Annotated in this window: 13 protein-coding genes; 6 read left to right on the top strand and 7 right to left on the bottom strand. The window is 62.2% G+C overall.

Features of this window, described 5'->3' with window-relative positions:
* The first annotated feature begins 23 nt into the window (after nucleotides 1-23).
* Together IPP03_04065 and IPP03_04060 are read left to right on the top strand one after the other, a co-directional pair.
* Complete coding sequence (locus IPP03_04065; GenBank protein ID MBL0351877.1) at nucleotides 24-635, top strand: serine/threonine protein phosphatase; 612 nt, start codon at nucleotides 24-26, stop codon at nucleotides 633-635.
* Nucleotides 632-2,092, top strand: coding sequence for a metallophosphoesterase (locus IPP03_04060; protein MBL0351876.1), 1,461 nt, complete (start codon nucleotides 632-634; stop codon nucleotides 2,090-2,092). Before IPP03_04065 ends, IPP03_04060 begins: the two co-directional genes overlap by 4 nt.
* Nucleotides 2,093-2,107: 15 nt before the next feature.
* Here IPP03_04060 and IPP03_04055 read toward each other — a convergent pair whose 3' ends face one another.
* Together IPP03_04055 and IPP03_04050 are read right to left on the bottom strand one after the other, a co-directional pair.
* The gene (locus IPP03_04055; GenBank protein MBL0351875.1) at nucleotides 2,108-3,370 is read right to left on the bottom strand and encodes a dicarboxylate/amino acid:cation symporter; all 1,263 of its coding nucleotides are present in this window, start codon (nucleotides 3,368-3,370) and stop codon (nucleotides 2,108-2,110) included.
* Between the two features lie 72 nt (nucleotides 3,371-3,442).
* Nucleotides 3,443-4,243 carry a transporter gene (locus IPP03_04050; GenBank protein MBL0351874.1) on the bottom strand — a complete coding sequence of 267 codons (801 nt, stop codon included), beginning with the start codon at nucleotides 4,241-4,243 and terminating at the stop codon, nucleotides 3,443-3,445.
* A gap of 173 nt (nucleotides 4,244-4,416) precedes the next feature.
* Here IPP03_04050 and IPP03_04045 point away from each other — a divergent pair, with 173 nt between their 5' ends.
* Nucleotides 4,417-4,773 carry a nucleotide pyrophosphohydrolase gene (locus IPP03_04045; protein ID MBL0351873.1) on the top strand — a complete coding sequence of 119 codons (357 nt, stop codon included), beginning with the start codon at nucleotides 4,417-4,419 and terminating at the stop codon, nucleotides 4,771-4,773.
* Here the strand turns inward: IPP03_04045 and IPP03_04040 are convergent.
* The 3 genes from IPP03_04040 to IPP03_04030 form a co-directional block, all read right to left on the bottom strand.
* A complete protein-coding gene (locus IPP03_04040) occupies nucleotides 4,765-5,610 on the bottom strand; it encodes a 23S rRNA (adenine(2030)-N(6))-methyltransferase RlmJ (GenBank protein ID MBL0351872.1) in 846 nt (281 codons plus the stop codon). The genes IPP03_04045 and IPP03_04040 overlap by 9 nt on opposite strands.
* Nucleotides 5,611-5,630: 20 nt before the next feature.
* On the bottom strand, nucleotides 5,631-5,960 hold the full coding sequence (locus IPP03_04035; protein MBL0351871.1) for a hypothetical protein: 330 nt from the start codon (nucleotides 5,958-5,960) through the stop codon (nucleotides 5,631-5,633).
* Between the two features lie 87 nt (nucleotides 5,961-6,047).
* Nucleotides 6,048-6,575: a hypothetical protein gene (locus IPP03_04030; protein MBL0351870.1), complete on the bottom strand. Its 528-nt coding sequence runs from the start codon at nucleotides 6,573-6,575 to the stop codon at nucleotides 6,048-6,050.
* A 20-nt stretch (nucleotides 6,576-6,595) separates the two neighbouring features.
* On the opposite strand from IPP03_04030, the gene IPP03_04025 reads away from it, so the two are divergent.
* The 3 genes from IPP03_04025 to IPP03_04015 all read left to right on the top strand — a co-directional run bounded on the left by IPP03_04025 (nucleotide 6,596) and on the right by IPP03_04015 (nucleotide 9,493).
* Nucleotides 6,596-6,925 (top strand): DUF3301 domain-containing protein, encoded by a 330-nt coding sequence (locus IPP03_04025; protein MBL0351869.1) that lies wholly within the window; start codon nucleotides 6,596-6,598, stop codon nucleotides 6,923-6,925.
* A gap of 3 nt (nucleotides 6,926-6,928) precedes the next feature.
* Nucleotides 6,929-7,777: a D-hexose-6-phosphate mutarotase gene (locus IPP03_04020; protein MBL0351868.1), complete on the top strand. Its 849-nt coding sequence runs from the start codon at nucleotides 6,929-6,931 to the stop codon at nucleotides 7,775-7,777.
* Between the two features lie 141 nt (nucleotides 7,778-7,918).
* On the top strand, nucleotides 7,919-9,493 hold the full coding sequence (locus IPP03_04015; protein ID MBL0351867.1) for a peptide chain release factor 3: 1,575 nt from the start codon (nucleotides 7,919-7,921) through the stop codon (nucleotides 9,491-9,493).
* 18 nt (nucleotides 9,494-9,511) lie between these two features.
* Here the strand turns inward: IPP03_04015 and IPP03_04010 are convergent, their stop codons facing one another.
* Together IPP03_04010 and IPP03_04005 are read right to left on the bottom strand one after the other, a co-directional pair.
* Entirely contained in the window at nucleotides 9,512-11,482 is a 1,971-nt protein-coding gene (locus tag IPP03_04010; GenBank protein ID MBL0351866.1) for a hypothetical protein, read from the bottom strand.
* Between the two features lie 54 nt (nucleotides 11,483-11,536).
* Nucleotides 11,537-11,995, bottom strand: coding sequence for a hypothetical protein (locus IPP03_04005; GenBank protein MBL0351865.1), 459 nt, complete (start codon nucleotides 11,993-11,995; stop codon nucleotides 11,537-11,539).
* Nucleotides 11,996-12,129 lie beyond the last annotated feature (134 nt).

The following is a 12,129-nucleotide window of genomic DNA, read 5'->3' as shown; positions in this document are numbered from 1 at the left end:
CTTCGAGTCAAGCGTGAGTCATGATGGATCTGCGAACCGAGCCCATCGAATCGCTGCGGAACATCAAGGGGATCGATTTCCCCTCTGACATTCGCTATCGCCAGATTCTGGTGACCGGCCCCCCCGGCGCTGGCAAGAGCACCCTGATCACGCGCCTCGGCGGCTGGTCGGAGGAAGGCTACCTTGACCTGGCCAAGAAGCATTGGTGGCGGTCCGAGATCCTTTCCGTGCGACCGCGGGAGATTCACCTCGGCATGCCATTCCAGGGCCTGGGCGACGCAGTCACCGTTTTCGACGCCGAGTTCTACGACCGCGACCCGCTCCCGACGATCGATTTTGAGCGCATCCAGCTTCCGCCGCGCAAGCGTTTCTTTTTCAATGTTGACTGGCACCATCGCTACGCCTTCGAATTTCTGATACCGTCGGCGGAACTGGTCTTCGAGCGCCGCGCCGAGCGGGCGCGACACAGCACACACGTGGTGGACAAGCAACTCAGCCGGAAAATCTGCATCGTCCAGCATGAAGCATTTGTGCGCGTCGCCGAACATCTGCACCGCAAGGGTTTCCTGGTGTATCTGCGCGATTTGATCGAGAATCCTCCCCGGCGTTTTGTCGACCCGCCGGCGCCGCCATGAACCTGATGGCCAACCGGCGGCCGATGACGGTCTCGAGGCTTCTGGCTCCGCTAAAGCGGATCATCACGCGGCTTGGCGTTGGTCCGGGACATGAAATCAGGTTGCGCGGCAACTACCGGCTGGGTGACATCAAGGTCCGTGTTTCCTTTGATCGTGCGCCGATCGAAATTACGCTTGGTCAGGATGACAAGAAACTTCATCTCTATCCCGAATTCCGGATCGACGGGAGAGGGAAGGCCAACAGGACGGGCAACTTCGTCATTGTCGATCCAGCCGCCCAACCCGACCGGATCACCGGCTTCCTGCGCCTGACGCCAAGAAGCTGGGTCTCGCTGGGGTCGGGGGACCAAGTTCAGCAGGCGCTGTTCAACTATCCGGATGCGGTTGACGAGGAGCATCTGGTCGTCATCCATGGCCCGGAATCGCTGGTCTTTCGCAACCTCAGCGATAGCGGTTCGACGATCGGTCGATTCGCCAGCGATGCGCGGGGCACGAGGGAAGGCAGTTACCGCCGCTTGCGCGATATTTTCGGTGGCCCGATCGAGCGGTTGCCCGCGGACGAAGCGCTGGCGCTGATCGAGAAGGTCAATGCGGTCATGCAATACGAGGCCTATCGTCCGCGGAGCGATTGGGGTCTTCCCGGCGGACTGGTTATGCTTCCCGGGAGCCTGACCCCGATCCTGGTCGCCGACCTGCATGCACAGGTCGATAACCTGTTGACGGTGCTGAGTCAGAACGCTTTTCTCGATGCCCTCGAGGACGGCAGCGCCGCCCTGATCATTCTCGGTGACGCGGTCCATTGCGAGGAAGACGGGAAGCTCCGCGCGATGGACAGCTCGATGCTGATGATGGATCTGATCTTCCGGCTCAAGCTGCGTTTTCCACTGCAGGTGTTCTATATCCGAGGCAACCATGATTCATTTACCGAGGACATCGCCAAGGATGGCGTTCCGCAGGGCTTGCTGTGGGCCAAGGAACTGATTGCCTGCCGCGGCCATGCCTATCGCAAGGCGATGGAGGACTTCTATCGCCTCTTGCCGTTCACGGTTGCCTCTACCGACTTTGTCGCCTGCCACGCGGCGGCGCCCAAAGAAAATGTGACTAAGGAGATGCTCGTCAATATCCACCGCCATCCGGAGCTCGCCATCGAATTGGTCAACAACCGCCAGTTACAGCCCAGTCGGCCCAACGGTTACGGCCGGGGAGACGTCAAACGCTTTCGCCGCACGTTGAACCTCCAGAAGAATGCAACTTTCATCGTCGGTCACACACCGATGGATAGCGACCGCACGATGTGGCTCAACGTCAATGGCATCAAGAACCACCACGTGCTCTACAGCGCCCGCCTCGGGCAGGTCGGCATGTTCACGCGCATCCGCGGGGTGATGGTGCCGCTGATCTACCCGGTGGACGCGGTGGCAGCGCTCATCAAGCAGATCAAGGATGAGCCGGACTGAAATTCCGCGCCGGCTTCATTGACGCCGGACGGTCTCCGGCCCGGCCGGAACGGCTGCCAGTCGCTGCACGATCAGGCTGCCGATCATGTCGCCCTCGACGTTGACCGTCGTGCGCACCGTATCAAGGATGCGGTCGATGGGCAGCAGGATGGCGATGGCGGCGGTCGGCAGGCCGACCGATTCGAGGACCAGGACCATGCTCAGCATGCCGACGCTGGGGATGCCCGGGGCGCCGATGGCGCCGAGCATGGCGACGAAGAAGATGATCATCTGGCTGGCGATGTCGAGTTCGATGCCGGCCAGACGGGCGACGAAAAGTGCGGCGGCAGCTTCGTAAAGCGCCGTTCCATCCATATTGATCGTGGCGCCGAGCGGTACGACGAAATTGGCGATGTCCTTCTTCACGTGCAGATGTTGCTCGGTACAGCGCAGTGTCACGGGCAGCGTCGCGGCGCTCGAACTGGTGGCAAAAGCGGTGACCAGCGCCTCGCGCGCACCCTTGAAGAAATGGAGTGGCGAAATCCGTGTAAACAGCCAGAGGATCAGCGGCAGCACGACGAGGCCGTGGAACAGCGTGGTGCCGATGACGACGGCAACGAAGTGGGCGAGGCTGGCCAGCACGCCGCCCTGCTGGCTGGCGACGAGTTGCAGGAGCAGGGCGGCGATGCCGAGCGGCGCCAGACGCATGATCCAGCCGACGATCATCAAGCAAAGCTCCTGTAGTTCCTGAATCAATACCCGGATGTTGCGGTAGCGCTCACCGCCGACGACCAGCGCGATACCGAGGAAGAGGGCGATCGTCACGATGGCCAGGATTTCGCCTTGTGCCAGCGCCTTGAACGGATTCTGGAACAGGCCGTGCAGGAACTGGGCGATATAGTCGGGAAGCGGCATCTGGTGCGCCTCGAAATTTCGGGTGGCATCGGCGAACATCTCCAGATGCAGGTTTTCGCCTGGACGAAAAAGGTGGGCCGCACCGAAGCCGATAATGATCGCCAGCGCCATGGTCCCAAAGAAGAATATCAGCGTAGTTTTCCAGACCCGGTGCATCTGGTCGTGGGCGCGCAGGTTGGCGACGCCGACGACGATGGACGAGAAGATCAGCGGCACCAGAACCATGCGCAACAGGTCGAGGAACAGGTTGCCGACGATTTTGGCGCCATAAAGCGTGTTGACCGCAACGGGTGTCGTCCCGGCGGCAACCAGCCACAGGCCGCCGGCGATGCCGACGACGCAGCCGATCAGTATTTGCGCGTTGAGCGAAGTCTGGCGAGCCATGCAATCGGTCCGTCTAACCTGGATGACATTGGATTGTATCCGGTGATCATGACCGTGACGGTTCGATGACGCTTACTGGAATCGCCAGGTGATGCCTAGCGTCGCCGACTGGGTTGTCGTCCTGGGATTTTCGCTGTCCGCCGCGTGGAGGATGCCGATCGCCAGGTCGAGATCCTTGTCGGGCGAGTAGATGGCGCCGATTAGGGCATACTTTTCGTTGGTCGTGTTGCCGTTGCTGCGCGCGAATTTGACGCCGAGATCCAGCGCGAGCTTCCATTCGTCGCTGACCTCCCAGATGGGGGCAAGCGACAGGCTGGAGACTGTCGCGTCGGAACCGTCGAATGGTCCGTTAATGCGGTTGCGTCCCAGGGCGGCATTGAACAGGAGGCTGCCGAAGGGAACCTGCTGTTCGACGATGAATGTCAGGTTGCCCGAGATCTTGCCGGTGCCAAACCCGTCTGCTTCCCGCCCGTCGCCATTGATCGGGAAGAAGATCTCCGGCTTGAGCGCGAGGCTGGTGTCGTTTTCCTCGGTGCCGAAGAAGCGCCACTTGGCTCCCACCGAAGGAGTCCCGGCACCGGATGAATGATTGTCGGCGTTGCTCAGGCGCACCCGACCATAGCCGGCGCTTACGAAGAGGTCGACTGTCTCGCTGACGCCCCGCGTATACGTGAAGGGCAGGTAGCCGAGTCGATCGGTGTCACCCGACATGGTCTGGCGAAGCCCCACGTAGGCGAACTCGATCTGATTGCCGCCGCTGCCCTGGGTGCCGGTATCGTCGGTGAGCAGCGGTTGCATGGCCACGGCCGGCAGCGAAAGGCTCGCCAGCAGCAATGCGAAGAGCGGGCGGGCAAGGCGATCATTCTTTGTCATGGCGCAAATCCCGGGTGGAGTTCAAGCGTAACGCGGGACTATAGAGCGCATCGGATTACGTGGTCAAGCGGACACCTGTTCTTGCCGCAGGCTTCGCGTCCGGCTCACGGCAGCCGGGGACAGTGCATTGTGCGTTAGCATGGAGCCCTCAAGGGTTTCCAGGGGGTCTGAAATTGGGCGATTTCGAGGAGTTGACCGCAACCGTGCTGGAATTTCGCGATGCGCGCGACTGGCGACAGTTTCATTCGCTGCGCAACCTGATCATTTCACTCAATCTCGAAGTGGCGGAGTTGCTGGAACTGATGCAGTGGAAGACCGATGCCGAGGTCGAGGCGTTGCCCGCGGACCTGCAAGCCGCGGAAGCGCTGCGCGATGAATGCGCCGATATCCTGCTCTACCTGCTGCTTGTTGCTGATGCGGCCGGCATCGACCTGGCGGCGGCGGCCCGCGCCAAGCTGGCCAAGAACGGCGCCAGATACCCCGTGGAGAAGGCCCACGGATCGCGGGCCAAGTACAGCGAGTTAGGCTGACTCGCTTTCCAGCGTGAAATTGGCGCCATCGCCCTGGGCGAGGATTTCGGTCAGGCGGGGCAAGGTTTCGTGGAGTTTCCGTTCCAGCGTCCACGGTGGATTGATGATGAACATGGCGCTGCCGTTCATCCCGAAGCCGTCGGTGGACGGCGCCCTTGCTTCGAGCGTCACATTCAGCCAGTTCGTTGCACCGAGTCCCTTCAGCCGGGCCGGCAGTTTGCGCGATTCGAGCTTGGCCAGCAGCGGGTACCACAGCGCATAGATGCCGGTGGGGAAGCGCTTGAGTGAATCCCGAAGGCACTTGACGACGTTGACGTAATCATCACGCGTCTCGTAGGACGGATCGATCAGGACCAGCGCGCGGCGCGGCGGTGGCGGCAGGATGGCCTTGAGCCCGGCGAAACCGTCGCCGGCGGTCACCGTGACCTGGCGGCCGGCACTGGCGAAGCATTCCTGCAGAAGCTTGATGTCGTTGCCGTGGAGCTCGAAAAGCCGCAGGCGGTCGCCCTCGCGCAGCAACTGGCTGGCCAGCCAGGGCGAACCCGGGTAGTGGCGCAGCTTGCCGTCCGGGTTGAGCATACGGACGAATTCAACATAGTCGGCCACGGCCGGCGGCAGGCCCTTCCTGTCCCAGAGGCGACCGATGCCGTCGCGGTATTCCCCCAGTTTCCTGGCGTGCGCCGATTCCAGCGCGTATCTGCCGGCGCCCGCATGGGTATCGATGATCCAGAACGGCGCCGGCTTTTCACCCATGTATTCGGCGATCTGCAACAGAATGAGGTGTTTCAGTACATCGGCATGGTTGCCGGCGTGAAAGGCGTGACGGTAACTGAGCATGGCGTGATCGTCCCGGTGTTCTAAAGCGGCACGAGGGCGAAGAATTCACGCCCTGCGGAGGCTTTGAGACGCCTGCCGATCTGCCAGAGCCGTCTGTCGCCCAGCGCGTCGAGCTTGACCTTGTGGCCGCTGGCGAGATGCCCGGGGCGGGCGATGATCCCCCGGCGATTGCCGTATCCGGGAAGGCGGTGGCGATTTATGCCGCGCCGGATTTCGTCATGGCACGGAAGCTTGACCGCGCTGACTTGCGGCGACAATGCCTGCAGACCGAGCTCGAGACTGCCCTGGCTGGTAGTCGCAATGCGGCGCACCAAGCACGTGTGAACGCTGCTCGATTCGCGGGCTTGCAAGGCGACGATGTTGCCGAGACTGGGCTTCCAGTTCTCGCCTTGTATGAAACGGACAAGGAAACCGCCGGTGCTCTGGTCGACAAAAGCTCATTCGCTGGACTGAAAGCCTCTGGCTCCACGCCGGGCGACCAGATCCATCGCGCGATGGAAAATACGGATGAGGCTTTCTTGCTCGGTGCCTCTAAAGATCGTTTTGGCGAGCTTGAAGTAGCTGGCTACAAGGGCCTTGAACAGATTATCGGCGGTTAGCGCCGACGTGGTCGCCGCGAGGGGCAGGGGCAGTGACGAGAGATCGATATGTCGCTCGAGAACGGGGAGTGCATTCCCCGCTTCCTGGAGGGTTTCTTCCAGCAACTTGAAGCGCATGTGGAAATTCTTCTGTTCGGTGATCGCGGGAACGACATGCTCGGTCAGTTCCGATACGACTTCATGAGCCGAGAGTCCGGAAACTGTGTCGAGCAGTTCGCGCACCTCGGCCGCCTTCCTGTCGCCTGGAAGCTGGCTGATGGGCAACAGGTCGTGGAACAGTTTTAAGGTCGGTTTCATGTCGCTGCAAGAGTTCTTGGCGGACGGATTATCAGGCATATTTTCCTTATGTGAAGCGGGATGTTTCACGCTTTGCGTATACTTGACCGATGGATTTGCTTGATTTGCTGGTTCTTGCGCTGCTGGGCGCCGCTGTCTGGCTCTGGCTGGACAGCCTCAGGGCGCGCGAGATCGGGGTGACGGCGGCACGGGCGGCGTGTGCCGACGAAGGTCTTCAGTTTCTCGACGACACGGTGGCCATCCGCTCGCTGAAGCTGGCGCGCGACGACGATGGAAGGCTTCGCCTGCGCCGCGTCTACACCTTCGAATACAGCGATACCGGCGACAACCGGCATCCCGGGACCGTCACCCTCCTCGGGCAGCGGGTCGAACTCCTGCATGTCCGTCCACAACTCTATGTCGTGCCCAAGGCGCCGTAACCCGTGAAACCCTCCATTGAAACAATCGAATTCAAAGGCCTGGAAGCCTTGCGCCTGCACGGACCGCGGGGGTCGTCCGCCGTCATCGGGCGGCTGGGCGGGCAGGTTCTGTCGTGGATCACACCCGATGGCCGCGAACACCTGTTTCTCTCCGAGCGCGCCGTATTCGACGGCAGCGTGCCGATCCGTGGCGGCATTCCGGTCTGCTTTCCCCAGTTTGGCAACGTTGGCGAACTGCCGAAGCACGGCTTCGTTCGCACCCGCGAGTGGTCGGTGACGACGCGGCGCTGTGGTGATGATTTCGCGCTGGCGACGCTCGAACTGGGCGACGATGAAACTACCCGCGCCCTGTGGCCACATGCCTTCCGGGCCGAAATTACGGTCATCCTCGAGGTTGACCGCATCGATGTCGAATTCTGCGTCGAAAACACTGGAACGGAGCCTCTTGCCTTTACCGGGGCGCTGCATTCCTACCTGCGCGTGGTCCAGGTCGAGGACGCGGCGCTCGAAGGTCTCCATGGCCATGAGTACCTGGATGCCACCAACGCCAACCGGATCGTCCGTGAGACCGGCACGGAAATCGTGGTCGACAGCGCGGTCGACCGCGTCTATTACGACGTCCGGCGCCCGCAGCTGCTCAGAGCCGGCAATCTCAGCCTCGGCATCCGGAGCCAGGGTTTTCCCGATGTCGTCGTGTGGAACCCCTGGGCCGATGCCTGCGGCACGCTCAAGGACATGCCGGCCGATGGCTGGCGGCACATGCTGTGTGTCGAGGCAGCAGCGGTACGTAATCCCGTGACCGTCGCGGCCGGCGCGGAGTGGTGCGGCCGGCAGACCTTGCTGGTGGTTTGATCCGGTTTTGCGGATTACGCCTGGCTCACCCCTCAACTGGCCTCGGACGCGCGCTTGAGGGCAAGTCTTGCCGGGAGGATGAGCCGACGTTGGATGGCGCCAAAGGTATAATCGCCGACTTTCCGCTTTCTGCTGCCCGCCGTGACCCTCCTCGATAACGAAATTGCCCGCCGTCGCACCTTTGCGATCATTTCCCACCCCGACGCCGGCAAGACCACGCTGACCGAAAAGCTGCTGTGGTTCGGCGGCGCCATTCAGGTCGCTGGCGAAGTGCGCGCGCGCAAGGCGTCGCGCCACGCGACCTCGGACTGGATGGAACTGGAAAAGCAGCGCGGCATCTCGGTGACCTCGTCAGTGATGCAGTTCCCCTACCGCGAGTGCATGGTCAACCTGCTCGACACGCCGGGCCACGAGGACTTCTCGGAAGATACCTACCGCACGCTGACCGCCGTCGACTCGGCGGTCATGGTGATCGACTCGGTGAATGGCGTCGAGGCGCAGACGATTAAGCTGCTCAACGTCTGCCGGATGCGCGACACGCCGATCCTGACCTTCATCAACAAGCTCGACCGTGAAGGCAAGGAACCGATCGACCTGCTCGACGAAATCGAATCGGTACTCGGCATCCAGTGCGCGCCGATGACCTGGCCGATCGGCATGGGCAAGCGTTTCCGCGGCGTCTATCACCTTTACGACGACACTATCGCCTTTTTCGACCCGCAGGCCGAGAAAGGCACGGCCGAGATCATCCGCGGCCTCGACAACCCGCGTCTCGACGAACTGATCGGCAGCCAGGCCAACGAACTGCGCGGCGACATCGAGCTGGTGCGCGGCGCCTCGCATGCCTTCGACGCCGAGGCCTATCTGAATAGTAAGCAATCACCGGTGTTCTTCGGTTCGGCGGTCAATAACTTCGGCGTGCAGAGCCTGCTCGATGCCGTGGTCGACCTGTCGCCGGCACCGATTGCCCGCCCGGCCGTGACGCGCAGGGTCGAACCGAGCGAGCCGAAATTCTCCGGCTTCGTGTTCAAGATCCAGGCCAACATGGACCCCAAGCATCGTGACCGCATCGCCTTCCTGCGCGTCTGTTCCGGGCGTTTCGAACGCGGCATGAAGATCAAGCAGGGGGCCGGCGGCAAGTTCATGTCGGTCAACAACGCCATCACCTTCATGGCGCGTGACCGCAGCACGACCGACGAAGCCTGGCCGGGCGACATCATCGGCATTCCCAACCACGGCACCATCCGGCTCGGCGAGACCTTCACCGAGGGCGAAGACCTGCGCTTTACCGGCATCCCGTCCTTCGCGCCCGAGCATTTCCGTTTGGCGCGTATTGCAAACCCACTTAAAATCAAACAATTGCAGAAAGGTCTTCAGCAATTAGCTGAAGAAGGGGCGACGCAACTTTTCCGGCCGCTTTCCGGTACCGACCTGATCCTCGGTGCGGTCGGCACGCTGCAATTCGATGTCGTCGCCAGCCGGCTGGAAAACGAATACGGCGTGCAGGTCATTTTCGCGCATTACAACTGCGCGACCGCCCGCTGGATCCACGGCGACCCCGACGAACTGCACCAGCTTTCGGACCGCTACAGCGCCAACGTCGCGCTCGACGGCGCCGACGACCCGGTTTACCTAGCGCCGAACAACGTGTACCTGAACATGGTCAAGGAAAAATACCCGAACCTGCGCTTCGAAGAGGCGCGCGAGGTGGCATAGCCGGTCCGTTCTCCTGGTTCATGAGCTGGAAGCCGACAGCTTCGGCGCGCATTCGGAAACTTCTCCGGCCCAGGCTTCCGCATCGACCTTGCCAACTCCCTGCCGCGCCGCGTCCCGTTCGCGATTTCCCCAACCCGGCAGCCTGATGTCGGTCCACGCAGGCAGGAACTCCAGATCGCGGGGTTCGGCGCTGCCCTTGATCGGGTGGCATTCCTGCCAGCGCACGATGCGCCCGAAGGCTTTCCCGTCCGGGTCAGCGCGCACCTGATCAATGGCCCTGATCGCCTGTCGCGTGTAATGATGAGCCAGCTCGCGATACGCGCCATAGACGTTGCCGCTGGAATTGAAAGTCATCTGGACGGTGGAGCCCTGGGGAAACTCCGGCGTGGCGAAGGCGGATACGTGCCGCAGGTAGCGATTCCTGCGCAGCAGGACCGCGGAGGTCTCGCAGGGCAGTTCGTCATTGGCGCCGCAGGCCGCGACGGACCGGTTCTCGCGCTGTTGCCCCGTCGACCGGATGCACGAAGGGTCGTCCGGGTCAGGCTCGTTCAGGCAGCGGGTTTGCTCCCTCAGCCAGTAGGGATAGTCGAAAGCCGGCTTGACGATCCACAGTCGGGTGGGTGGGTTGTCAAGACAACTGGCCGGGTCGGCCTTGTCGCTAACGCAGCCGGCCAGAAAGGGATAGGGCCAGGCCCAGATCGGGTAGAAGAATTCCGGCGTGACCGCCGTCGCGCTTGATTTTTGCATGGAATCCGGCCTGTCCGAACGCCTGATGGCATTCCCGGCTGCATCGGAGCCGTCGCTGCTGCTCCCGGTCAGGCAACCCCGCGGCCATTGCTCGAGACCCGGAATGTGAAGATACAGGCCGCGGCGCAGGAAGAGCTCGTTGCGCAGATAGCAGAGGTCCGCCATCGCGCCGTTCTTGTCCTGCACATGGTCGGAAACGATGATGTCCTTGACGCCCTCGACGATCGGGCCGTAGGCACCCAGGTTGTCCGAGGATCCGCCATCGACCAGGCGAACGAAGACCGGCGGGTGCCCGCTTGCGTCGGCGGTGGCTGCCTCGGCGAGATAGACCGGGAAGGGAGCGGCTTCGTGCAGCCTCTCCCGCGCCTTGCTCGTCCGCCGCTGATGCTTCTCATCCAGATTGATCAGGTCGATTCCCCAGTTGAGGTTGCCCGCCTGCAGACCGACCCCCACAATAAAGCGCCATGGCTGACCCATTGACTCTTGATTGGAGTCGAAGAAGGCAGCGGAGGCATTCACCGCGGTCAGCAGCGGCGAAAGGTTCCTGTCAGGTTCCTCCTGATCCCACAAGGTGTGATGGTCGATCGGGATGGGGCCCACCGATTCTGTGCACTGCTGGTCTCCCGCCATGCGGAAGATGTGTTGGTCGAAATCGATGTCATTCTGCCTCAGCCACCCGAGCAGGTGGCGGCTGGGGGCGGCGGTAGCGTTGATTACCCAGCGCGGCGGATCATTGGGATTGCCGCAGGTGAGCGCCCTGAGGCTGGGGAAGTCGAGCCTGTCGGGATCGGGGATCAAGCGCTTGTCGGCGACCTTGGCGCCGCAGACCGCTTTCACGTTGGCCGCCCACTCGGTTGTGCCAAGTATCGCGCGCGCATCTTTCGGGCGCAGACCGAAGGTCATGCCGATCCCGTCGCGGTAGGCGGCGCGCGAGGGCGACAGGTTGACCGGCCAGTCGAAAATGAAGTTGGCCGTCCACGCGGCCGGCAGCGAAACTCCCGTAACCAGAGCCAGCGCCGCGCCGGAACCCAGGCCGCGTATCTGGTCGCGATTTTCCTCGTTGCTGCTGGCGTCGAACTCGCAGCTGTCCCAGTCCAGGACATCCTGATGGCAGCGCAGGAACTGCTGATGCAGTGTTTCCGGACGGGTCTCATCCCAGTAGAGCTGCGCGCGCTTCAGTTTTTCGATGGCGGCATCCGTATCGGCATCGCGCACGGCATTGGCGTAGGGTGGGCAGAACACCTACTCAGGCGCTGTGCCCCGACACCTTGCTTCAATTTCCTTGACCTCTTCCGGTTAGTCGAATTGCTCCAGGAGACTGGCGGGAATGCAGTCGGCAAAATAGCCCCTGACGGTTTCGGCGTAACTCCTGACTGATTCTGCGGGCGGCGCGACAACACTGCACCTGGCCTGCGGCGACATGAGGTGGATTAGCCGCGAATAGAGGAAGTAGCCGGCATAGCTGCCACCGGAAGCCGTCGAAATAAGGTCGGTCTGCCACAGGGCGCGACTGTCCCGCTCCGGCGCTCCGCTGGCCGCGAGCTTCTCGCTGGCGAACGCCGAGAGAACACCCATGCTGAACGACGATGCCTTGGTGCCCCCGCCCGCCAGCGTTACAGCCAGGCTATTCGCGTTCTTGCGCGCGTCTGGCAGCAGCGGCCGGCATTTCCCGGTGACATCCTCCTGCGCGATGGCAAGACTGCTCAGGCCGAGCAACAGCCAGGAAGTGGCAAGACAGGTCGGGTACGGTTTCATCTCTGACCTCGCGAAGAAACGGCAAACCGGCAGGGGGCGGGACGCGGCGACACAACTGACTTGAATTATGATCCGAGAATATCCGCAAGGCAAGGCAAGGCAAGGCAAGGCAAGGCAAGGCAAGGCAAGGCAAG

The organism is Candidatus Dechloromonas phosphoritropha (assembly GCA_016722705.1).
Taxonomy (GTDB): Bacteria; Pseudomonadota; Gammaproteobacteria; order Burkholderiales; family Rhodocyclaceae; genus Azonexus; species Azonexus phosphoritrophus.
This window is presented reverse-complemented; position numbering and strand designations above follow the sequence as displayed.